Origin of the sequence: Haliscomenobacter sp., from assembly GCF_040403615.1 — a bacterium.
GTDB lineage: Bacteria > Bacteroidota > Bacteroidia > Chitinophagales > Saprospiraceae > Haliscomenobacter.
In genome coordinates this window covers 1-21,296 of record NZ_JBBAKG010000100.1, presented here as the reverse complement: position 1 = coordinate 21,296, position 21,296 = coordinate 1, and the positions used below count along the sequence as shown (strand labels likewise).

Here is a 21,296-nt window from a genome sequence, read left to right as displayed (position 1 = left end):
AGCTAAAAGTAGAGTAGCTTTATTCCCAGATTTAACCTATTTTTGAAAAAAACAACTTGATGGTACTTGCCCAAGATCTACGGTCAACCATTCTGGAACGTCTAAAAGCCGAGGAAGTGGTCAGAATTCCTGCTTCTGAAGTGGAATATTTTGCAGTGGCCGACCAATTGCCTTTTAAAGTAGAATACCAGTACAGCGAAATTATCACGATGGGATTAGCATCTTATTTTCATGAAATCATCGTTGCCAATTGGATTTTTATCTTGCGTAGTATCTTAGCTGATGAGTTTACAGTTTTAGGCAGCAACTCCGGCATCCAAATCCCCAAATTTGAAGGTGGCTACTATCTCCCCGACGTGATGGTGGTAAAAGGAGAGCCTGTTTTTAAGCCTAACTCCACTGCAATCATTACCAACCCCTATTTGATTGTAGATATCCACTCCCCTACCACTGCCCAGTTCGATAGCGACATTAAACTTCCTGAATACAAACAACAAGACAGTTTACAACAAATCATTTATGTCAATCAAGATCGCGCTCGGGTATCTTCCTATCGCCGCACTGATCAACCCAACACCTGGATCAATCAGGAGTTTTTCAGCCTGGAAGAGGTCATGCAAGTTGAAGGCCAGGAGGTTTTGATCAAGGATATTTATCGGAAGATTAAGTTTGAATAAAAAAATTACATTCCACAGAAAGCCAGATCATCCCGTTCTTCCATTTCATCGTTACCGAAACCGTCGTCGAATAGAATACCAGTACAGCGTTCGTGCAGCCCAACAATGAACTGGCGAAAGTGGATGTTCATCCACCCCATTGCAAACTGGATAACAGAGCGGAGTTCGTGAAAATTCATTTCGGAGGGTACAATCAGCTTGCCTTATATTTTATCGGTGTAGGTCAAATCTGGCATTACTTACCAGATTGGCAATCCATACGTGGATCAACTGGTCAGTTATTTGTCTCAAAACCCAGAAAATACCTGTTTTGTATTTGTTATTGACGGCGCTTTTGAAGTACAAAATCGGCTGGTGTACAGCAAGGATGGAATATTGTTGCCTGAAGCCGGAGAGGTGGAATTTGACGCACTGTCCAATGATGGTATCTTATTAAGATTTGAGCTGTAAGGAATACCGTTCTTCCTTACAGCTCATCTTAGCAAGTCACTTTTATGGGACCATTTTATGAGCGCAATACTAAATAAATGTTAAGCACTCATTCTAGCCATAAAAAGTAACTAAACTACAGGCTTCATTATTACTAATGCAATTTGGCCTACTTTATGATTTTTCCTAAGGTAGACACTCTTGTTTTAACCTGCACAAACGAGGAAATTGAGTCCTCTTGATCGATATACATTCAGCAACAAAAGTTAAGCAGCCACAGCCACTTGCCCTTTTTGATTGCTAATTGCTAGGCTATAAATAACCATACCAAAACCGATCTTATTCACAGCATCACCAATGTTGTAAATCAAGTCCATTGCTTTCAAAGGAAGAGCTCCACTCAAAAGTCCACCTTCGATAGCCATGTATCCAAGTGGGTAAATGGCCCAACCAGCAAAAATAAACCAGCCTAAAATACGCATGGCCGTTTGTAGATTTGGATCAGCTGAACCGTTGGCCAACTTGCGTGCACCACCAAACCAAATGTCATACGCAATAAAGGCGTAGCCAATAGTTGAGATAGCACCCCAGATTGCAGATTGGCTACGGAATACGGTTTCACCCAGGTAACCAGCCACCAGCATCCATACTGACCAGAAGATCATGCGCCACATCAGCCCTTGCTTGGCACCATATGGCTTCAAAATGAGGTAAAATTCAACGCACATGAGCGGCACGGTAAGGATCCAGTCGATGTAGCGGAATTCGGTTGGTGAAGTTTGGTTTTCAGCCCAAAAACTACGCATGTAGAAATAGTGCGCAGCAGCAATCCCTGTAATAAGTGCAGAAACAAGCAAGGAATCTTTCCATTTTCCTTCCACTCTGGTCATTTGAACGAAGAAAAATACGGTTGCTGCCAACATGGCCATTGAACCAATAAAGAAAGTAAACCCAACGTAATCGCCTGGCTGTAACTGAGCCAAAAACATGGGCTGAAAATTGTTAATTACTAATGCATTCATGATAAAAAAAGATTTGTGAAGAATTGTGATTGATAACTAACCTAGTGTTAATCAAAATGTTCAGTATTTTCACCTAAAACAAAAAAATGCTCAAGGGCCTATTTACTGAACGATTGAATTTTCTGATTTTGCTACAAACCTGTCGTACAACAAGTCGATGAGTAACATATGTGGCAAAGTAACCAGGGATAAAAAAACAAACAACATCGCCATCACTTCAGATACACGCAGCTGCGCGGACACCCATACCATTGCACCAAGCCCGAAAAGAGCCAATACACTGTAGGGCGTTGCTTGCTTGATGTAATCTGTTGCTTGATAATTAGGGTTTTTGAGGCGAAAAAACGCAATCTGATCTAGCACCGAACCTAATGCGTGCCAGGCTGAGAAATATACCGCAAAGCCTAAAAAAAGCGGGGTTGATAAAAACAAAGCAAGCAAAATGATCAGGTTAATTGCTTCAGCCTTAGCCAACAAGAGAGTAAGTACACCCCGCCACCAAAGCAAGAAAATAACCCCCAAATTTAGGATGGTCAGCACTGCAACGCTCCATATCGCCAACTGATGAGAAACATCGGGATTTGACAACGGAATAATTGCCTGTATAATTGGTTTGGCATCTTCAAAATGCCATAAGATGGGGACTCCCAAAACGGATGCTCCTTGTAAAAAATAGACAGGGATTTGCCACGTTTTCGAAAGTACCAAATAGTTCCAGTTGGACTGACCAAAGTGATAAGCAGAAAGCAATAAAAATGCAGCTAAACTCAGGAATGGATTAAACCACCACATTAGACCATATGAAACCATTAATCCTAGGTAACCTGCATAGAATTTCAGCATCACTTGTGGGCCTGCCGCCTTTGTCAGCAGCGATTTAAATAAGTAATGATCGGCGGCACCATGCGGGACGCCCAAAAGTAGTATAATGAGTGGAGCTATCCATAACGTCGAATAAATGGCCAATGCTGGCCATAGAAGAGCAAATATCACCAATAAAAGGCTAACCAATCGCAATCCAAAAAATAAATTAGGGTAACGAACAATCATGGCTTGACGATTTTGGGGAAGGTGATCAAAGAATCCGCAACATTCCAATGCTGAGTAAGCAATGCCCTGATAAATGGCTGAGCAGGCAAACTTGCCAATACCGAAAGTTCTTCTCCGAGCCAGGTTTGTTCATTCAAAAACTTAAGGACAAGAGGAAAAGGCACTCTCCGAAACAAGCGGCTGAAAATTCCTGCAGCCAAATCTCCCCTTTTGGTTAAAATTTGGAGCAGCAATTGGTCATACATTGCAAATCGATTTGACCGCGTAAGCTGAGCTACTGGTTGTTGATTCTTTACCAGTTGACGAGCAATTTGCTCCGTTTGTTCCTGGATGCGCGCAAATGCATATCCCGTAGAAGGTTTAACAGCTCCGCCTGGCGTCCCTATTGCAATAACATGACTCGGCCCTTTCCTTTTTTGCTCTTTTTCCAATTTCATTGGAATGATACCAAATTCAACCTCTTCAATGCGATAGTCATCAATATACAAAACATCTCGGATGTATTGCTGCAAGGCAAGTTCATAGGTATGCTTAGAAAGTACGGTATCTGAAAAAACAGTAAATTCTACTAGCGCTCTTCTCTTCGTTACGGGCAACACGTACATGAAACGAGTAGAATGATGTTGCGCCACCCGAAAATCCATCAAAACCGCTGAACTTGGATCAAAAGAGTCATGATCCACTTCAATCCACCAGCCCATGAAATGCTGAAGTAGACCAGGTTTGCTGGCTGACTCCTCATTTTGAAGGTTCGGGATACTCGAAAAAACCCATTCTGCTGATAACTGAGTTCCACCAGCATAAACAATTGCGCCAGTTTCTCCTTCTTCGATTGATTCAACATCAGCTTGAAGGAAGGTTACTTTGGGATGTTGCCCCAATTGTGCATCCATGAAAGAATAGAAATCTCCAGCCCGAAGTAAACAATAACGATAGGGTGCAATTGAAGCGTTTAATGACCCCAATGAATCAGCAAAAGTCAACGACCTCCATTGATGGGTAAGCAACGAATCGAATGGTGTCGGAGTTTTACTCCACCAACACCAAGTGCGATCATTGTTCGATTTTCGTTCTCGATCCAATATCAGGATGTCGCCTGGGTAGCGCTGACTTACCAATTGGTAAGCCAAACTTAATCCAGCGCAACCTCCACCTGCAATAATGCAATCGAAGTGCTGTTTCATATTTTTACTAATCCAATTGGGATTAAGACAAAAATAAGAAAAAAAGGTTCAGGAATTTAAAATAAAATTTTTCTCACCTGATAAATATCGGAATTTTACATTGAAAATGTAGTCATTAGATACAAAAAATATATTCCAAAAAACAAAGGCCAGCCTCTGTATTGAAGCTGGCCTAAGCACTTTAACCTAAGACGAATAAAAATTTGGTTATGGGAGCAATACTCGATCAATAACGTGTACAACCCCATTCGTAGCCAATAAATTAGCGATTGTTACATTTGATGCACTGGTTCCGTTACCTTTACCCAATACGCTCACCGCATTGCCGCTGATGGTTACTTTCACCTTACCGCCTTGAGCCGTAGTGAGTTCTGCGCCATTGGTCAGATTAGTAGAAAATGCCCGTGCAGCTACCACATGGTAGGTCAGAATATTGGCCAATGTAGCCGGAGTAGCCGCCTGAATGGAAGCAATGGTTGGGAATCCTGCTGCTATAAATGCAGCATTGGTTGGCGCAAATACCGTGATTGGTCCTGCCGCAGTCAGTGCACCAACTACCCCTGAACCTGCACGAGTTACTGCTGCAACTAAATAGGTCAAATTCGCATTTGCAGAAGCCAATCCGACAATATTTACTGAAGGAGGAAAAAGTACTGCATCGATAACATGAATGACTCCATTGGATGCATTGAGGTCAGCCTGGGTTACTTTTGCACCGTTGATGGATACCCCCGTAGCATTTTTGGTAATGTAAGCATCTACGTTGCTCAACATTTTAGTAGCTTGATTGTCAGCAGTTGCGATTGCACTTGAAGTCACTTTGCTTCCAATCACATGATACTGTAATACTGCGCTCAGCGTCGCTACTGGGGTAGCGTTGATTGCCGCAACATCTGCAAAACCTGCTGTACGGAAAGCAGCATCGGTTGGTGCAAAAACAGTCAAGCTGCCAGTTGCCAAAGCATCTGCCAATCCGGCTCTAAGCACTGCTGCTTCAAGTAAGGTAAAATCGGCACCATCCACCACGGTTTGGGTGATGGTTTTTGCTTCATCTTCTTTCTTGTCGCAAGAAGTGAAGGAAGCCATTGCAAAAATGGCCGCAAAAAGGAGCATTGACGTTTTGAAAGATCCTTCGACAAAATTGATTTTCATAGTTTGATTCATTTTGATTAATAAGAATGTTTGGGTATGAAATATGGACTACAACGGAATTTTTATTGCTATGTTTGTTTACAACGCCAGAATCACGACAATTGACTACTTGTATACAGTACCTGATTTTTTTCCTTTTTTGGTGAACAAGTGTCCCATTAATAATTCAGTTCCTCTTTTTGCAAGGCAGAAGCCAATTATGAACAAAAGGCGACAAGGGATGCATAAGGGGCGATAAAAAAAATAAGTGTTCATTTTGCCCCGCACTAAAGAGTTTATAAAATATTTTTCAAAAACCCTATTGAATTACTAGGCTTTTTAAATTATACCATTATCTTTGCTAGCATCAATGGTGTTGAACAAAAAACTGCAAGGACATGAATACATTAACCCAAGCCCTGGTAGCGCAAATAACAAATCAGCTTGACGCGCAAGGAGAAACCAACCCACTTGAAAACCTGCGCTCGATCTCGGAACAATTTGCCGGAAAAGTCGTATTTCTGAGCAACTTCACCTTAGAAGATCAGCTCATTACGCACTGGATTGCCACGTACAATTTGCCCATCAAAATAGTAGTTAGCAACCCTAATTATCCATTTTCTGAAACGTATGCCACCTGGAAACGCACCGAGGAGCGCTACGGCTTACCCATTTCAGTTTATTCGGCTGATGGAGAAAGTGTTGAAGCCAATAATGGGTCAAATCCACTTTCAGCCAATTCAACTGTAGCCAACCTACAACCCATTTTACAGGGAGAAATGCTGCTGATCACGGGTACACGTGCAGGTCAAACCTGGCAGGATCGTCAGTTGACTGCTGATTTTTCCTGGAACAAATCCTTGAAAATCTTTGAATTCCACCCGCTGTTCCACCGTTCTTTTCACAAGGTTTTTTTAGAAGTATTGCGTGAAGGCATCCCTTATAACCCACTGCACAACAGGGGTTACCTGCGGGTTGGACATGCTCAAGACATTGAAACGGCGCACAGCTCCGAATTTTGGGATGGCCGCTGGTGGTGGGATCATGCACAACGCATTTTCATGCACCCACATATTCCCGGAATGCGCAGGCAAGCCGTTTAATTTTTCTGAACCATCACCTTGCAGTAAGGACAACAACAATAAGGCTTGATGCGCAAAAGTTAGACCTACCATTTCATCCTTACCCCCACATACAACTCCCTTCCCCGCGTAGGCCCCCAAGCAAACGCCGTATCAAAATAATCGCCAAAGGGATTTTGCCAGTTGATGATGGGGCGAATCTGGCGGAAATCGAACAGGTTTTCACAGCCAGAGTAGACTTCCAGTTTTTTCCAAACCTTGGTGAATTGTAGATTGGCCACGGAATAAGCACGCGAAAAATCGGGTTGCTGGAAGTTTTCTGGCAAGGTTTGCGTATCAGGCAATCGTTGTGGTCCCAGCCAATGCACATTCACGTCCACGTGCCACTGCTTCTTTTTGGGTTCATACGAAAAAGCGGCCATCAGTCGGTGTTTGGCATTGAAGGGCAATTGAATTTTTTGCTCGCCATTCCGACGGTATACATCGAGGAAGTTGTAGGCAAATTTGGCTTCAAAAATTTTCGCCAGTACAAATTTGGCGTCGAACTGAAAGCCATTGGAAATGGAAGTCCCCCGAAAATTTTGGATGATGGCCAAACTTGGGTCGCTATCGTAGTCGGGGAAAATCTGGTTTTGAAAGCGGGTATGGTAAAGGTCAACCGAAAACGTCGCCACCAAAGTCTCGCCAGTAGCGGTATGGGTGAGGTTGACCCCAGTATTCCAGGCTTTTTCCAAATCCAGCGATTCTGCAAATTGAATGTCGCGGGAGCTGATGAGCAAAGAGATGTTTTCGGCGAATAAATTGACCGAGCGCAAGCCCCGGCCCACGTTGGCACGAATCACGGTGGCATCACCCGCATTGTAGCGCAGGGTCAGGCGAGGTACAAATTGCCAGCCAAATTGCCGGTGGTGGTCGACTCTGGCACCGGCAATGATGCTGAATTGGTCAAAGTTGAACACGTTTTCGGCAAACAAACCCGGGGTGCGTTCCTGCCGCAGGTAATCGCCAGCAAAAGTACGCTGGAGCTCATTGTTGGAAAAACGGATGGTCTCGTCGAGGTTGAGGTGGCGGTAGCTGAAGCCAAATTTCAGGTCGTGTTTTTGCGCCCAAAGTTGCTCATATTGCAGGTTGGCGTAGGCGTTCAAGTGTTTGGATTCGTATTGGGTGACGCCAAACCAGGCTGACTGCCGGTGCTGGAAAGCCGAAGCAATCAGAGATATTTTTGATTGTGGATTGAAGCGATAGCCAGTTTTGGTGTACAGTTCGGGTTGTTGGTATTGCACCACCTGCCCATAGACCTGATCAGAGCCCTGATCACTTTTGGCATCAAAGGTCGTTTGTCCACCGATGCGTTTTTCGTCCAGATAACGCAAGCCTATTTTGCTGCTCCAGCCCGCACTTTGCTCATCACCCAGCGTGAATTTTTGGTAAATAGCCAAACGGGTCAGCAAGGGCAGGTCCAAAAAAGTATCTTCATCGCGGTCGCGTTTGCTAGCAGGTTGCACCAGGTGCAGGGACGTGAGACTTTTCCAACTTTTGCCTAACGTGGTCGAAAAATTGGCATTCAGGTGTTTTTCTCCAAAGGAATTGAGGTAGGCGTTGAGCAGGATTTTTTCTTTGTCGGGGTTTGGTTCTTTCAGGACTACATTGACTTGCCCACTGATGCTTTCAAACCCTTGCAAGACAGAATTGGCGCCTTTGGCCACGAAAATCTGATCCACCAAAGTGCCCGGTATGCTGCTGATGCCATAAGTGAAAGAACCGCCCAAAATCATTGGCATACCATCCACTAGAATTTGATTGTACACGCCCGATAATCCCAAGATGCGCAATTCTTTGCTATTGAGCAGTAGATTGGTGGTTTGGGCTTGGATGCTGCCCTGGGTTTCAAAACAACCCGCGAGGTCACAACAGGCGGCTTTAGTGAGTTCTTTTTGGTTGATGACTTCAACTTTGATGCCTTGTAGTGCTGAGATGAAGGAGCCTCCTTGTTGGGCAACGACGGTGGCGGCTTCCAGGTTTTTGGGGTCGGGGTTGAGGTAAATCGAAAAATAGGTGCGGCCCGCAATGGCCACGGTGTCGGTTTTGAAGCCTAAAAAAGAGACGACCAAACGGGGGTCGGCATTGGCAGGTACCTGGATGTCAAATACACCAAATTCATTGCTCGCTGCGCCTTGGGCGGTGCCCACCAAAGTAAGGGTTGCTCCGGGCAGGATTTCATTGCCGGAGGGGGTTTTGCCAAAGATCTTGCCTTTGATGCTTTGGGCAGAAAGGGCACAGGGGAAGAGGGAAATGAGCAGGAGAAGAAAGCGCATGGCAGTGAAGGTGAGCGAATCTTTTGATTTGCTTTATTGATGAAAGCTTGGGGATTTTTTTTCCTAAAGCGACATTAATGGGAACGCGGATGACACGGATGAGGCGGATTTACGCGGATTTTCTTTTGCCTGCGGCAAAAGTTTTTTTAGCCACAAATTTTTAAAATAAGCGCCCAAACTTCGTTTGAGCGTGTATATCGTATAAAGACGAATCGAGGAACAAACGAAGTTTGTGACCCAATTTGTGAAAATTTGTGCAATCTGTGGCTAGTCCAATTTCGCCGCAGGCGGAATCAAAATCCGCGTAAATCCGCTTTATCCGCCTCATCCGTGTTCCCCTTGATGTCGCTCATGCAAGGAGTTACTGCGGCTACAAATACGTCACCGCTTTCACCTTGTAAGGCAGATCACCAGGTTTTTCACAACCTTCGGTTTTTTCAATCAAGCTGCGGATTTTTGCTTCAGAAACAATCCCGGTGTGGTATTTCACTTTGATATTGGTCGCTTCTTTTTTGGCGTTATCGGCAGTTACTTCATCAATGCCTTCCTGGTTGACGAGTTTCTTTTTGATGGTTGCCAGGTCGCCGTTGCAGCATACGCCGCTCACTTTTACGGTAACCACTTTTACTACGTCTTGGGGGGCGTTGGCCGTTTGTGCCATCCCGTTTTGGGCAAAAAACAAGCAGGAGAAGGTCAAGAATGCAGCGAATACGTTTTTCATGGTTGATGATTTTGAGGAGAAAATTATTTATGAGGTACAAAAATAAGCGGAATTGGGATGTATTGCATGTTTCATTTGAAGTTTAACAGGTGGCTAACAAGTGCACCTGAAGCCCCATCTACTTTTCAAAATAGAATCGCTCGGCCATTGCAATTTTTATTCTACATTTGAAATCAATCAAAAACACCTAAAATGAAACATCAAGCCTTGCTCACCCTCCTTTTGGCGCTCAGCACCACTACCCTACTCGCCCAATTCAACCCCGAAAAGCCCGAGCTGTGCCAACGCAATTTCTACACAGAAGCCCAAGCAGTGGAAGTGCACAAGGCGGTAGCAGCGAAGTATAACGACCAGGCCAGCTGGGAAAAACGGGCACAACTGATTCGGCAAGGCATTTTAGATGGGGCAGAAATCAAACAACTGAGCCGTAAAAAACCCAAACACATCACGATCCATAGCCGCAAAACCTTGAATGGCTACGCCGTGGAGAACGTTTCCTTCCAATCTCTCCCTGGCATTTACGTTACAGGAAACTTGTACACCCCGCTGAATACGAAAGGCAAATTGGCGGCCATTCTTGCGCCGCATGGCCACGGCCCCGAACCGCGCTACAAGGAATACGTCCAACAACGTTGCGCCACACTCGCACGCATGGGCGCAGTGGTGTTTGCTTACGATATGATCGGGTATGGCGACGCCAAATACTGCGAGCACAAAATTGAAAAGGCGCTGAAACTCCAACTCATCAACAGCACCTATGTCCTCAATTTTCTACTTTCCCTGCCTCATGTGGACAAAAACCGCGTGGCCATGAGCGGGGAATCGGGTGGTGGCACCCAAACCTTTATGCTGGCTGCGCTGGACGAGCGCATCAAAGTGTCGGTGCCGGTGGTGATGGTGTCGGGGCATTTTTTTGGTGGCTGTACTTGTGAAAGCGGCATGCCTGTGCACAAACGCCCTACCCACATCACCTCCAACCTGGAGATAGCAGCACTTTTTGCGCCCAAACCCCTGCTGCTCATTTCCGACGGCGACGATTGGACCAAAAACACACCCAATTTTGAATACCCTTTTGTGCAACGGATTTATGGTTTTTACAAGAGCGAAGGCAAGGTGGAAAACGTGCATTTTCCTCAGGAAAAACACGACTACAATGCTTCCAAACGCCAGGCTGCGTATGCTTTTTTGGCGAAGTACCTGAACCTGAATACGGCGGGGGTATTGAAAGCCGGAAAATTTGATGAATCGGTAAATACGGTTCTGACCGAGGTTGATTTGAAGGTGTTTAATGAAAAATATCTGCTGCCAGGGGATGCGTTGAAAGGGGATGAGGCGGTGGCGAAGGTGTTGGATGGCAAGCGCTGAGCGTGATTTTGGAAACAACTGATATTTGATTCAATGCCAAAAAAACCATAAGTTTGTAAGAAGATTAAATGCTTATGCCGAACGTAAATTTCACTGGGTTTAAAAGGATCGTAGCTGATCCTGAATATTGTGATGGGCAACCTCGGATTGAAGGTACCCGCATCACCGTGGGCGCTATTTTGTCTTATCTGGCAGGAGGGATGAATGTGGAGCAGATTCTTGAGGCTTATCCTAAATTGTCGAGTGGGGATGTTTACGAGGCGATTGCTTTTGCAGCGGCTCATTTTAGAGATCGGTACTTGCCATTAAAATTAACGCCTGCCGCTGCATGAAGCTGCTGCTTGATGAAAATTTAATTTCTGGCTTTTCTACTTTTCTGCAAAAATTGGGTTATTCAGCCAGGCATGTTTATCATGTGCAGCTTCGCTGCTTGATTACCATGACGTACGCCGTTTTATCCTTGCACACAAGTGAGGCTTCGCCTCTTTTTGCTTAAAGCGACAACAATGGGAGAACGGATTTAACGGATGAGAACGGATCAATTTTAGGTTACCTCAGATTTATCCGTTCAAATCCGCCAAAATCCGGTTCATCCGTTCTCCTAAACAATGCCGCTCCACGCCGAAGGCGTAAAAGCACTAAGCGCCAAACGTCGCGATCGTCGTCGCGGATATAAAAAATTTGGCGCAGCCAAATCGAAAAAATCGTTGCTTTTGGGCAAGTCTATCACTTCACCAACTTCAAACCCGTAGCATACCGTTGCGCTACATTGTCCCAATTCAAAATGCCGAACAGATTGTCCACAAAATCCGCGCGTTTGTTGCGGTACTTCAGGTAATAGGAATGTTCCCACACATCGATCACCAATAAGGGAATGACGCCCCACTGCGTCAGTTTTTCGTGGTTTTCACACTGCAAAACGGTGAGTTTGTCGGTGTAAGGTTGATAGCCGAGGATGCCCCAGCCGTTGCCGTCTACGTCTTTGGAGGTTTTGGAAATGAGCAGTTTCAACTTATCGTAAGAGCCAAAATCCCGTTCGATTTTTTTCAATAACTCTCCCGCAGGGTCGGTTTTTTTGTTGGTCAAATTCGTCCAAAAGATGGTGTGCAGGATGTGGGAAGAGAGGTGGTACGACAATTTTTTCGTCCAATAATCCACGGTTTCCACGCTGTTTTCATCCAGGGCCTTGCGGATCATTTTTAAATCCTTATTGGCCCCATTCACTGCGCCACCATGGTGAAACATGTAGTGCAAGTGCACAGTTTCTGCATCCATGTAAGGCTCCAGAAAAGTTTCCTGGTAGGGTAAGGCCTGAAGGGCAAAATTGCCCTCAGCGTCCACCAATTTGTCGATTCCGTTTTCGGTGACGTTGTTGGCAAAAACGGAATTGTTGGGCAGTAAGGAAGCTGCGCCCAGAATGCTCGAGGTTTTGAGAAAGTCAGTTCGATTCACGATGGTTGGCTATTTTAAAGGATAAAAAATTTGAAGATCAAACCCAGAACGATGCACACGCCGATGGTACGCAGCATGTCCCATTTTAAGCGAAAAGAAAAGAACAAGGCGGCTACGGTGATGAAAACAGCGCCCCAATCGACGGTATTCCAAACGGGCAATGGAAGGTACAATGGCCCGACCAGCACTTCGTCTACTTTACCAAACAAGGTATGCAAACTAAACCAGATTCCCAGGTTAAGAATCACGCCCACCACCGCTGCCGTAATGCCCGATAAGGCGGTACTGAGGGATTTGTTGCCACGCAAGTACTCAATGTACGGTGCGCCAGTAAAAATAAACAGAAAGGAAGGCAGATAGGTCACCCAGGTCACCAGCACCGAAGCAAGTACGCCAGCCAAGATTGGATCGAGCGTTCCCGCATTGCGAAAAGCTCCCATAAAGCCCACGAATTGCACCACCTGAATCAGCGGCCCTGGGGTGGTTTCGGCCATCCCCAATCCATCGAGCATTTCACCGGGTTGCACCCAGGCGTAGGTTTCCACCGCTTTTTGGGAGATGTAGGCCAATACCGAATAAGCCCCACCAAACGTAACAATCGCCGATTTGCTAAAAAACAGGGCCTCTTTGGTGAAGACATTCTCGGACCCCAACCACAGCAGCAATCCAGCTACTGGCAACAACCACAAAGCCAACCAGAATAAGGCTACCCGCAAGATTTTTGACAAATTGGGCTTTTCAGACTGGATGGAGGAATCGATTAGTCCCGCCTCACTGCCCGTTTTATCGGCGTGGCCTTTGATCACGTAGAATTTTTCTTCCCAAATTCTGCCCCCAAAGTAGCCGAGGAGTCCTGCGGCAATTACGATGTAGGGAAAAGAGATTTTGAAAAAGAAGATGGCAATGAACGCCAGTACCGCAATGCCCACCATGACTTCGTTCTTGAGGGCGCGTTTGCCAATTTTGATGACCGCGCCTACTACCACCGCTAGCACAGTTGGCTTGATGCCGTAAAAAATGCCTTGCACAAAAGTCAAATCTTTCCACAGGGCATACAACACACTCAATATCAAGATGGAGAGAAAACCTGGCAAAACAAACAATCCACCTGCCATAAGCCCGCCCCGGGTTTTGTGCATCAACCAACCGATGTAGGTGGCCAATTGTTGGGCTTCGGGACCGGGCAGCAACATGCAATAATTGAGTGCGTGCAGGAAGCGGTTTTCACCCAGCCATTTTTTTTCTTCTACGATGTATTTGTGCATCACGGCGATTTGCCCGGCAGGGCCACCAAAGCTGTAGAGGGCTACTTTGAGCCAGACCTGAAAGGCTTCGCGAAAGGAAGGATAAGCCATTTTTATCGGCAAGATAAGCAAGCTGCGCTCAGGAAGAATAGAACAGATTTAATCACTAGTATCCGTTTTACCTTTTTGTAGTGATTTCCGGTAAACCGAAGGTTGAATGCCCATTTGTTTTTTAAAAATGCGGTTGAAATGGCTTTGGTCGGAAAAGCCCGTGAGGTAGGCGATTTCGGTCAAAGACATGTTGGTTGTTTCCAAGAGTTGCACGGCCTTTTCGATGCGCAACTTGCGGATGTATTCACCAAAAGAAAGATTGTCAAAATACTTGGAAAATGCCCGCGATACGTAGGCAGGATGCAGGTCAAGTTCCTGCGAAATGTCTTTTAGACTCAAACTAAAATTGGTATCTACGTAATCTTGAATGGTTTCTTTCAATTCTTTTGCCCAACCTGGAATGCGCTGTTTGCTTGCCGATTTTTCATCGATGTACTTTCCCACCATTTGCAACAGCAGTTGCTCTACGGGGTCTCCAGTATGCTTTTCATGCTGGAGGTATTTGCACCAGGTATACAAGGCATCGTACAGCAGCATGCCGATTTCCAGGAGTTGGTGGTCATCCTGAATGTTGTAGGCCAGGCCTGCTGAAATGGCCCATAAGCCCGCCGCCTGAGGGGCCAAGGCAAACTGGTCAGTGTCGGCAGCTCTTACAATGACTGCCAATTGGTGCAGTGCCGGATCGGTCAACTGGTGTTTTTTCAGGATGTAATCGAAGGTGCAAAATTCTCCTTCGTGCGAGTATTCTACGTTGGGGATGTCGAAAGGAATGGCATTCAACTCCGCAGCTTTGGCGAGTACTTCAGCTTCGGGCACGTAAATGAATTCGGCCTCGGCATCCACAAATTTTTTGATCAGCCAGGGACAGGCAATGCGGTCAATTTTTGGGCGTGCGCGGGTGATCCATTTCATGACGGTGATTTGGATACGAAGGTAAAACTACCCGTCTATTTTTCGGTCAGATTGAATCTATTTTACTTTCAACGTGGCCCAATTAAAGCCATGCGCTCAATCGGTCTTTTTAGGGGTTTCTCCTTCTTCTACTTCACTGGCTTCACTGAGTGCAATCGCAATGGCCTGTTTGCGATCGGTGACGATGATGTCGCTTTTCCCCGAGTGCAATTCACCTTCTTTAAACTCATGCATCACTTCTGCAATCTTTTTTTTAGCAGGCGAAAGTGCCTTTTTGGCCGCTGCTTTTTTTGTCTTTTTCATAAATGTTTACCCGTTTTAGTACATCAAGGTAGCGGATTGAGAAAGGAGAAGTGTTACACAATTGTGGGGAAGAATTGTAGGATTCACGCATTGTTTTGGCCAGCCAAGGTTTTTGCTTCCCATAAGCAGGTGATTGCGATTGCGGTGATGCCCAACAAAATACTAAAGATAAATGGGTCGTAGTGGGCACCATAGTTGGGGATGAGATAGGGACTGATGTTGATCATGGTGTGAAAAAGAACCATGGCAAAAACACTTTTACCAGTATTGTTAAATATCCAGACCATGATGACCCGCAAAAAAATGGTGCCGATGCTTTGCCAGATTATCCAGACGGGGGTTTGGTGGGTTTGGCTCCAGGGGATGATGTGCCAGATTGCCCACAGAAATCCCAATAAGATGCTCGCTTTTAATGCGCCATACCGCTTTTGCAAAGGCTCAATAACATAGCCACTCCAACCCAGCTCTTCGCCAATGGCACCAACAAAGTAGACAAAGAAAAAAATGAAAACGGTTAAAAAAGATACGTTGGGTTCGGCGGGCTCCGCACTGGTCATTTTCATATAACCATAAGAAAGTGCGGCGATGCCAGGCATCAGAAAAACAATGGGGAGATACCATCTTTTGTCCTTGATTCTTTTGTAGTCGAAGGCTCGTTGCAATAGTTCTTTAATGCCCTGGGTTTTTCTTGTACGATAAACCAGGATTATCGCCGCCATCATGGGGCAGAAAGTCATCAATGCGCTGATGGGGAGTTTGATGGGTAGTATTTTGGTTAAATCTCTGGTGAGCGCTCCCAATATCCAAAAGGGAATGGAAAGTACAAGCACAAACAGAAAGAACTTGATTGGCGACTTATTTTCTGGTATTTGCTTATCCATGATTAGGCGTTGATTGAAGGTGTTTATTCCGTACTAGTGTCTTTGCTCCCCACAAAAAGACGACAACAACCGCGGTGACTGCAATGACAGAATAATGAATTTCGGGATAATCAACCAGCGGATTGTGCAGGTCATCTTTTGGAAACAAAGGTCTTCCTACATTCAACATGGTGTGAAATAGGATACAGGCAAATAAACTTTTTCCGGTATTGTTGTAAATCCAAACAATCAATACTCTTACAGCAACTGTGCCGAGCGTCGCCCACGCTATCCAGGTTAGATCGTGCCCTTGCTGAATGATGGACGGATAATGCCATACTGCCCAAGGTATGCCCATCAGGATGCTTGCTGCCAATGCACCAAACCGTTCTTGCATGGGTTCAATGGCATAACCCATGTAGCCAATTTCTTCACAGATTGCTCCGACAAAAAACAAGGGGAAAAGAAAAGGGATAGATTGGAAGGGAATATGAAAGGTGCTTGGAAGGGGTAATCCAGTAAAATAGATGATGAGGTAGATCAACAAATACAGTAGAAATGGTAGAAAAATAATCGGCAGGTACCATAGCTTTTTGGTGATTCTGGGGAAATCTAAAACTCGCTGAAACAGTCTTTTAACCCCACCCCGCCCTTCCTCTTTGTAAACGAGTATGCTGGCTACAATCAATGGGGTAAATGCCGCAGCAATGTCTGTTATCGGAATATCCAAGGGTAGGCCTTTTACGTCAATCATGGTTTCAATGATCCATAGTGGAAGCGAAAGGGTATAAACCAGCAGGAAAAATTTTAGGGGGGATCTTGTGTAGGTACTCATCATTCTATTCCTTTTTATAAAAAATTCTCACCTGAGGCAATACCGCAACAAAAATGAGTGGAATGGCATACAACATATAAAAGGTTTGCAACCAACTTACGCTTTGTACATAGATGGTTTCAACTTGTATCCAGATGATGAGGGCAAAAGCGACATAAATACTGAATGACCAGGCCCAATGCATGTCTTTGAAGAAATTAAATCGTTCAGCCAATCGCGAGTTTGGTTTTTTCAACAAAGCAAGGACCAGCAAACTGGGAAAAAGCCCTAAAACAGTGAACAAAATCATGCCAGGTATTAAAAAATTTTCGAAGGGCGACCTTGCTAAAATGGACAAAGGCAATCCACCCAGCAATTTGCCGGATGGAGAAACAATCAATGCTCCACCTCCGCCAATGGCACCCAATCCGAGGAATGCCAGGAGGAAAAGGTGGATGTTTCTTGCGGTTTTTGACTTCATGATTATTGGGTTAACATTCAGATTGACAGAAAATTACCTATTTTACATCTGCGAGCTTGTTCTTCCCCTCGAATACATCCTCCTGAAAAATCTGTCGCATTTTTTCTGGTTCTTCAAACAAAGGGCTGTGCGCTGATTGTCGAAAGGTGTAAAAACCTTTCAAGGGTGCCTTTAGCTGCTCGAAATAGTCCTTCGCCAACTGGTAGGAAACCGTGTAATCATAGCTGCCATGAAAAAAATAGACCGGAATAGCCAGCGCTGGAACTTGTTTGGCCATATCCGTGGCCAGCATCGTATCCCACAGTATGCTAATGCCGGAGCGGAATTTGCCACGCCACAGATTGATTTTTTCCATCAACGTGTACTCGCGACAGGTAAGCGAGGGTAAAAAAATACCCGTGAATATTGAATGCATGTCATGGGTGGTGCCTACACCAAGGCTGTGCATGGCTTCATCTCGCAGAGAAAGGTAGGAATCTGGGATTCCATCCGTCAGCGTGACTGGGGCTGACTCCAATTTTCTGACCATTTTTTTGTTTCCCTGCGCTTTAAAATGCTTAAGCATGTATGCGTAGGCAAGGATTTCAGATTTAAGTTGATCCGTCATCTGAGCCACGCCAATGTAGGCATGGTACAATTCAGGCATTCGGGCAGCCACTTGTATACCAATAAAAGTCCCTCCCGAGTGTGCCATGAGGTAAATTTTTTCCTGTCCAAAGCGCTTGCGCAGGTAATTCGTTACCTCCTTTGTGTCAGCTATCATTTGCTCCAGCGTCATTGAGGCTGGGGGAATGTTGGCACGGTAAGAAAGTCCTGAACCCCGTTGTTCCCACCAAACCACGGTAAAATAGTTTTCAAGACCCGTGGGATACCTTTGGGTTAGAAAATACTCAGGCAGGCCACCATGGAGGTAAAGCAATACTGGATGGGTTGCATCTTTGCTTTTGATAAACATGCCCTGATCCAAGTCATTTATATTGATACGGATTTTTTCAGAAATACTACCTGCCAACCGATTTCCGTTTTCATCCAAAAAGGGTTCAGGTTTTCCGGGACTCATGATCCATAACACGGAGAGAAGAATGAGTATGCAGGTGAACAAGATTGAAAGCATAATCAGCATAATTCGACCCCCTTTTTGTATGATTAATTGAATAGAAAATGGTTTCATGGGTGTTGGATTAACTTTCTATACATGATGCCACAAACAATGAGGATAAAAAAAATTGTGTAAATCAACTTGTTGTATTTTGCCAACCAATTTGGCAGATAAATATCAAAATTATCCTTCTCTGAATCAGAATATCTACGAGCCATAATGGTAAGCGGGCACATTCTTTTGAACATCAGCAGGACTACCCCTTCTATTAAGATAAGCGCAATACCGATCCAAACGAAGTTATCAATTTTATTCACGATGACTGCATAAGCCATATAGAATAGTACCACATTGAAAAAAGCCCAAATGAGGGTATGTACAATTTTGATCGCACTAAGGTTTGAAGCTACATTCATAATCTTTTGTTGTTTTTGGTTGTTTAACCATCACTCTATTTTTAAATAAATTAAATAAGTATGCCAGTTGTGAAAAATTAGAAATACGATGACAATGAAAAAATACCACCATCTTCTGTAGGGAATATTAAAGTATAAAGAATCTCCAATTAACCCGATACCAATCAACCAAAATAAAGGCGTGTAAGCAGGAGACAACAACCCTAACGCACTTTTACTCCACGTGCTGTTTGGAAAATACATTAGCATTAGCCATGAAGCAAAATAGAGTAGGGTTCCTATCACATATAAAATAAGTCCCTTGTTTTGAATGGTTTTCAGCATTTCAATGGGCATTAATGAAATAAAGATGAACATTAGCAATCTTGAACCATTTTCAATATTGATGATAAAAGAAGGAATGCCCTTTGAGAAATTTTCAGCTTGAAAAGCTTGAGGCAATCTATCTGTGAACGCATAATCCCATAACAAAACAGGAATGGTTAAAAGAAAGCAGTTAAAGAAATATTTTTGAAATGTTTTAGATTTCATTTTAGCCTGTTCATAATTATTTATTTTTGAAAATAGCTCCCTCCGGATTTAAGCCTTTTTTAGCAATAACGCTCCAATTTTCTTATCCTTGACCCTGGTACCTAATACAATGAGCGAAACGTAAATAACAATTGCTATTGAATCTATCAATGTATTTTTAAGTGCTGAAGCATTGTACAATAGTGTTCCGCCAAAAATAACGATCAAGTGAAACACCATTAAAATGGCAATAACCCACGCAGTAAATCTGACTTTTGACAAATCTTTGTGAACCGACATAAAAAGAAAAGATAAACCAAAAAGCATATTTTCGGCTGTGATGATGTGCCAAACATAAAAGAATATTGTTTTTGTATCTGCGGATATTGTATCAACATTTAGAGATGGCAGCACAATGGATTGTCCATTCCATGCGTGCGTAATGGAAAAAATAATCGCAAGGATTCCGGCAACCAAATAATAATAATTCTTAATCATATCTATAAATTTATTTCAGCATAAAAAAGACAATGCAAAGTGGCGGTTTTTACAATGGAAAGCCTTACATAAATTTGGATATAAGTTGCAATTTTCTCACATTTCACGAAATAGAAGCCTCATTTTTAGACAACATTCTATTCCGATAGATCAGCAAAGAAGTTGTAATCAAACTCGCTACCAACAAGCCTGTATCTTCCACGATGCCAAACTGGAAGGCTGCCATAAACCCGATAATTGACCAAAGAAAAGGAATGATAAGAACTACAAGTGGGCATTTTTTTTCATTCAGAAGCAGCAAACCAAAAGTAAAAATCGTGGTAGGGCAGGGCAAACCAAAAGTAGGTGATGAAGGGTAAACATGGCCCAAAAAATAGCCTAAAACCGGATAAACAATTAAGGCAAATAAAATAAAAATCATTCCTGTAATGCCATACTTGTTTGCGCGGAATTGAAAAGAAAATTTATCTTGCAATACCCCAAAACCGATCAATAAAATACCCTGAACAATAAATAAAGTCCCGAATACATAAGCCAATGGATTAATTTTTGAAAAATGGATGATGTGATAAACAACACCCATCCACAACCAAAAAAAAGCCAGTACACTGCTGATGATTTTATCAGATTTGGGGTTGGGCTTGATGACGAAATAAATGACGATCGCGCTTAGCAAATAAAATACAACCTGCATTGGAAACACTGCACGGTTGTAGTGCGCAAAAACCTCCAAAAATTGTTCTAATGTGAAGGGTGGTTTCATAGGAGCGATAAAAAATAAGTGTTCATTTTGCCATAGGATTAGATAAGTAAACGGTTCATTTTAAGTGCCTTATCTAATCCTATGGATCAAGAAAAATGAACACTTATTTTTGCCCCACTACATAGGGTATTCACTAGTATTTTTTCCACAACCTGAACCCCAATCGAACAACTGGTGAAACATCTTGTTTAGGAATTTTATATTCAATTTCGCCAAAATTCACGCTGTTGTTTGCGCGTACATACAGGTGCACACCAGGTTGAATATAAAAAACGCGGCCAATAAAAAACTGATAGCTCAGCCCTAAGCCTGTATCTGTACTTTTTAAATCTTGTTGTAAACCGCTACTTACTTGGGTAATTCTAAAGGTATGGAACTCCAAATAAGAATACAGCTCCAGGTTTTTCCACAAATTGTATCCAAAGAAAACCCCGGGTGATGTGGTGTAATATCTTTTGAAATTCTTTGAATCGTTATTGATCCCGGCAGTTTCTGCATTGTATGTCCCTCCATTGATAATGCTGACCCTCAATCGGAATTTTTTGTACCGATAGCCAATGGCAGCATGGTATCCGCCAGTGAAAAACATGGGAACGAGGCTTTCAATTTCTATGGCTTGTTTCACCGCGTAGTTCGGAGGATTGGGATGCCAAAAGGTACCATCAGAAGTATCGCTTTGTGCGAATAAATTGGTTGTGATATACTGCCCTCCGTCAAGTTTTGTGCATAAGGGTTGACGAAAACCTCTTAAAAGATGGATAAGTTTCACTGATTCTATGCACAAAACTTGGCGGTACGCAGTATACAAACTAAAAAAATGCAGAATAGGATAATTGTTTTCATTTTATGGGCATTTT

Annotated in this window: 25 protein-coding genes; 5 read left to right on the top strand and 20 right to left on the bottom strand. The window is 43.8% G+C overall.

Annotated features, from left to right (window positions below; translation table 11 throughout):
* Window positions 1–59: 59 nt before the first annotated feature.
* Window positions 60–677, top strand: a complete 618-nt coding sequence (locus ABW391_RS23530; protein ID WP_353484347.1) for a Uma2 family endonuclease — start codon at window positions 60–62, stop codon at window positions 675–677.
* 5 nt (window positions 678–682) lie between these two features.
* Here the strand turns inward: ABW391_RS23530 and ABW391_RS23525 are convergent, their stop codons facing one another.
* Window positions 683–871, bottom strand: a complete 189-nt coding sequence (locus tag ABW391_RS23525) for an IS1096 element passenger TnpR family protein (protein ID WP_353484348.1) — start codon at window positions 869–871, stop codon at window positions 683–685.
* Between the two features lie 88 nt (window positions 872–959).
* On the opposite strand from ABW391_RS23525, the gene ABW391_RS23520 reads away from it, so the two are divergent.
* A complete protein-coding gene (locus ABW391_RS23520; protein WP_353484346.1) occupies window positions 960–1,127 on the top strand; it encodes a pirin family protein in 168 nt (55 codons plus the stop codon).
* A gap of 245 nt (window positions 1,128–1,372) precedes the next feature.
* Here the strand turns inward: ABW391_RS23520 and ABW391_RS23515 are convergent, their stop codons facing one another.
* From ABW391_RS23515 to ABW391_RS23500, 4 genes are all read right to left on the bottom strand, one after another.
* Window positions 1,373–2,128, bottom strand: a complete 756-nt coding sequence (locus ABW391_RS23515) for a bacteriorhodopsin (protein ID WP_353484345.1) — start codon at window positions 2,126–2,128, stop codon at window positions 1,373–1,375.
* A gap of 102 nt (window positions 2,129–2,230) precedes the next feature.
* Window positions 2,231–3,178 carry a Brp/Blh family beta-carotene 15,15'-dioxygenase gene (locus ABW391_RS23510; protein ID WP_353484344.1) on the bottom strand — a complete coding sequence of 316 codons (948 nt, stop codon included), beginning with the start codon at window positions 3,176–3,178 and terminating at the stop codon, window positions 2,231–2,233.
* Window positions 3,175–4,362, bottom strand: coding sequence for a lycopene cyclase family protein (locus tag ABW391_RS23505; RefSeq protein ID WP_353484343.1), 1,188 nt, complete (start codon window positions 4,360–4,362; stop codon window positions 3,175–3,177). The genes ABW391_RS23510 and ABW391_RS23505 overlap by 4 nt, the downstream gene beginning before the upstream one ends.
* A gap of 207 nt (window positions 4,363–4,569) precedes the next feature.
* On the bottom strand, window positions 4,570–5,514 hold the full coding sequence (locus ABW391_RS23500) for a fasciclin domain-containing protein (RefSeq protein WP_353484342.1): 945 nt from the start codon (window positions 5,512–5,514) through the stop codon (window positions 4,570–4,572).
* A 377-nt stretch (window positions 5,515–5,891) separates the two neighbouring features.
* On the opposite strand from ABW391_RS23500, the gene ABW391_RS23495 reads away from it, so the two are divergent.
* Complete coding sequence (locus ABW391_RS23495) at window positions 5,892–6,596, top strand: phosphoadenosine phosphosulfate reductase family protein (protein WP_353484341.1); 705 nt, start codon at window positions 5,892–5,894, stop codon at window positions 6,594–6,596.
* Window positions 6,597–6,661: 65 nt separating this feature from the next.
* On the opposite strand, the gene ABW391_RS23490 is transcribed toward ABW391_RS23495, so the two are convergent.
* Together ABW391_RS23490 and ABW391_RS23485 are read right to left on the bottom strand one after the other, a co-directional pair.
* Window positions 6,662–8,890: a TonB-dependent receptor gene (locus tag ABW391_RS23490; RefSeq protein ID WP_353484340.1), complete on the bottom strand. Its 2,229-nt coding sequence runs from the start codon at window positions 8,888–8,890 to the stop codon at window positions 6,662–6,664.
* 370 nt (window positions 8,891–9,260) lie between these two features.
* Window positions 9,261–9,611 (bottom strand): hypothetical protein, encoded by a 351-nt coding sequence (locus ABW391_RS23485; protein ID WP_353484339.1) that lies wholly within the window; start codon window positions 9,609–9,611, stop codon window positions 9,261–9,263.
* A gap of 192 nt (window positions 9,612–9,803) precedes the next feature.
* Here ABW391_RS23485 and ABW391_RS23480 point away from each other — a divergent pair, with 192 nt between their 5' ends.
* Window positions 9,804–10,976 carry an alpha/beta hydrolase family protein gene (locus ABW391_RS23480; protein ID WP_353484338.1) on the top strand — a complete coding sequence of 391 codons (1,173 nt, stop codon included), beginning with the start codon at window positions 9,804–9,806 and terminating at the stop codon, window positions 10,974–10,976.
* Between the two features lie 74 nt (window positions 10,977–11,050).
* Window positions 11,051–11,308, top strand: coding sequence for a DUF433 domain-containing protein (locus ABW391_RS23475; protein ID WP_353484337.1), 258 nt, complete (start codon window positions 11,051–11,053; stop codon window positions 11,306–11,308).
* A 394-nt stretch (window positions 11,309–11,702) separates the two neighbouring features.
* On the opposite strand, the gene ABW391_RS23470 is transcribed toward ABW391_RS23475, so the two are convergent.
* The 13 genes from ABW391_RS23470 to ABW391_RS23410 form a co-directional block, all read right to left on the bottom strand.
* Entirely contained in the window at window positions 11,703–12,428 is a 726-nt protein-coding gene (locus ABW391_RS23470) for a superoxide dismutase (RefSeq protein ID WP_353484336.1), read from the bottom strand.
* A gap of 14 nt (window positions 12,429–12,442) precedes the next feature.
* The gene (chrA, locus tag ABW391_RS23465; protein WP_353484335.1) at window positions 12,443–13,783 is read right to left on the bottom strand and encodes a chromate efflux transporter; all 1,341 of its coding nucleotides are present in this window, start codon (window positions 13,781–13,783) and stop codon (window positions 12,443–12,445) included.
* 48 nt (window positions 13,784–13,831) lie between these two features.
* Window positions 13,832–14,695 (bottom strand): chromate resistance protein ChrB domain-containing protein, encoded by an 864-nt coding sequence (locus ABW391_RS23460; RefSeq protein ID WP_353484334.1) that lies wholly within the window; start codon window positions 14,693–14,695, stop codon window positions 13,832–13,834.
* A 96-nt stretch (window positions 14,696–14,791) separates the two neighbouring features.
* A complete protein-coding gene (locus ABW391_RS23455) occupies window positions 14,792–14,998 on the bottom strand; it encodes a DUF6496 domain-containing protein (RefSeq protein ID WP_353484333.1) in 207 nt (68 codons plus the stop codon).
* A gap of 83 nt (window positions 14,999–15,081) precedes the next feature.
* A complete protein-coding gene (locus tag ABW391_RS23450) occupies window positions 15,082–15,879 on the bottom strand; it encodes a CPBP family intramembrane glutamic endopeptidase (RefSeq protein WP_353484332.1) in 798 nt (265 codons plus the stop codon).
* A complete protein-coding gene (locus ABW391_RS23445; RefSeq protein WP_353484331.1) occupies window positions 15,872–16,696 on the bottom strand; it encodes a CPBP family intramembrane glutamic endopeptidase in 825 nt (274 codons plus the stop codon). Before ABW391_RS23445 ends, ABW391_RS23450 begins: the two co-directional genes overlap by 8 nt.
* A 1-nt stretch (window position 16,697) precedes the next feature.
* On the bottom strand, window positions 16,698–17,153 hold the full coding sequence (locus ABW391_RS23440; protein ID WP_353484330.1) for a hypothetical protein: 456 nt from the start codon (window positions 17,151–17,153) through the stop codon (window positions 16,698–16,700).
* Between the two features lie 37 nt (window positions 17,154–17,190).
* Entirely contained in the window at window positions 17,191–18,276 is a 1,086-nt protein-coding gene (locus tag ABW391_RS23435) for an alpha/beta fold hydrolase (protein ID WP_353484329.1), read from the bottom strand.
* Between the two features lie 44 nt (window positions 18,277–18,320).
* The gene (locus ABW391_RS23430) at window positions 18,321–18,668 is read right to left on the bottom strand and encodes a hypothetical protein (RefSeq protein WP_353484328.1); all 348 of its coding nucleotides are present in this window, start codon (window positions 18,666–18,668) and stop codon (window positions 18,321–18,323) included.
* Between the two features lie 30 nt (window positions 18,669–18,698).
* Entirely contained in the window at window positions 18,699–19,199 is a 501-nt protein-coding gene (locus tag ABW391_RS23425; RefSeq protein ID WP_353484327.1) for a hypothetical protein, read from the bottom strand.
* Window positions 19,200–19,247: 48 nt separating this feature from the next.
* Window positions 19,248–19,676, bottom strand: coding sequence for a hypothetical protein (locus ABW391_RS23420; RefSeq protein ID WP_353484326.1), 429 nt, complete (start codon window positions 19,674–19,676; stop codon window positions 19,248–19,250).
* Window positions 19,677–19,779: 103 nt separating this feature from the next.
* Window positions 19,780–20,439 carry a DUF6064 family protein gene (locus tag ABW391_RS23415; protein WP_353484325.1) on the bottom strand — a complete coding sequence of 220 codons (660 nt, stop codon included), beginning with the start codon at window positions 20,437–20,439 and terminating at the stop codon, window positions 19,780–19,782.
* A 133-nt stretch (window positions 20,440–20,572) separates the two neighbouring features.
* Window positions 20,573–21,064: a hypothetical protein gene (locus ABW391_RS23410; RefSeq protein WP_353484324.1), complete on the bottom strand. Its 492-nt coding sequence runs from the start codon at window positions 21,062–21,064 to the stop codon at window positions 20,573–20,575.
* Window positions 21,065–21,296: the final 232 nt, after the last annotated feature.

Bases quoted from the DNA above. Each gene is read 5' to 3' on its own strand.
- ABW391_RS23480 (WP_353484338.1), top strand. From the start codon at position 9,804: ATGAAACATCAAGCCTTGCTCACCCTCCTTTTGGCGCTCAGCACCACT.
- ABW391_RS23490 (WP_353484340.1), bottom strand. From the start codon at position 8,890: ATGCGCTTTCTTCTCCTGCTCATTTCCCTCTTCCCCTGTGCCCTTTCT.
- ABW391_RS23530 (WP_353484347.1), top strand. From the start codon at position 60: ATGGTACTTGCCCAAGATCTACGGTCAACCATTCTGGAACGTCTAAAA.
- ABW391_RS23440 (WP_353484330.1), bottom strand. From the start codon at position 17,153: ATGAAGTCAAAAACCGCAAGAAACATCCACCTTTTCCTCCTGGCATTC.
- ABW391_RS23515 (WP_353484345.1), bottom strand. From the start codon at position 2,128: ATGAATGCATTAGTAATTAACAATTTTCAGCCCATGTTTTTGGCTCAG.
- ABW391_RS23460 (WP_353484334.1), bottom strand. From the start codon at position 14,695: ATGAAATGGATCACCCGCGCACGCCCAAAAATTGACCGCATTGCCTGT.
- ABW391_RS23455 (WP_353484333.1), bottom strand. From the start codon at position 14,998: ATGAAAAAGACAAAAAAAGCAGCGGCCAAAAAGGCACTTTCGCCTGCT.
- ABW391_RS23510 (WP_353484344.1), bottom strand. From the start codon at position 3,178: ATGATTGTTCGTTACCCTAATTTATTTTTTGGATTGCGATTGGTTAGC.
- ABW391_RS23445 (WP_353484331.1), bottom strand. From the start codon at position 16,696: ATGATGAGTACCTACACAAGATCCCCCCTAAAATTTTTCCTGCTGGTT.
- ABW391_RS23425 (WP_353484327.1), bottom strand. From the start codon at position 19,199: ATGAAATCTAAAACATTTCAAAAATATTTCTTTAACTGCTTTCTTTTA.
- ABW391_RS23485 (WP_353484339.1), bottom strand. From the start codon at position 9,611: ATGAAAAACGTATTCGCTGCATTCTTGACCTTCTCCTGCTTGTTTTTT.
- ABW391_RS23505 (WP_353484343.1), bottom strand. From the start codon at position 4,362: ATGAAACAGCACTTCGATTGCATTATTGCAGGTGGAGGTTGCGCTGGA.
- ABW391_RS23435 (WP_353484329.1), bottom strand. From the start codon at position 18,276: ATGCTGATTATGCTTTCAATCTTGTTCACCTGCATACTCATTCTTCTC.
- ABW391_RS23450 (WP_353484332.1), bottom strand. From the start codon at position 15,879: ATGGATAAGCAAATACCAGAAAATAAGTCGCCAATCAAGTTCTTTCTG.
- ABW391_RS23430 (WP_353484328.1), bottom strand. From the start codon at position 18,668: ATGAATGTAGCTTCAAACCTTAGTGCGATCAAAATTGTACATACCCTC.
- ABW391_RS23415 (WP_353484325.1), bottom strand. From the start codon at position 20,439: ATGAAACCACCCTTCACATTAGAACAATTTTTGGAGGTTTTTGCGCAC.
- ABW391_RS23420 (WP_353484326.1), bottom strand. From the start codon at position 19,676: ATGATTAAGAATTATTATTATTTGGTTGCCGGAATCCTTGCGATTATT.
- ABW391_RS23495 (WP_353484341.1), top strand. From the start codon at position 5,892: ATGAATACATTAACCCAAGCCCTGGTAGCGCAAATAACAAATCAGCTT.
- chrA (WP_353484335.1), bottom strand. From the start codon at position 13,783: ATGGCTTATCCTTCCTTTCGCGAAGCCTTTCAGGTCTGGCTCAAAGTA.
- ABW391_RS23500 (WP_353484342.1), bottom strand. From the start codon at position 5,514: ATGAAAATCAATTTTGTCGAAGGATCTTTCAAAACGTCAATGCTCCTT.
- ABW391_RS23475 (WP_353484337.1), top strand. From the start codon at position 11,051: ATGCCGAACGTAAATTTCACTGGGTTTAAAAGGATCGTAGCTGATCCT.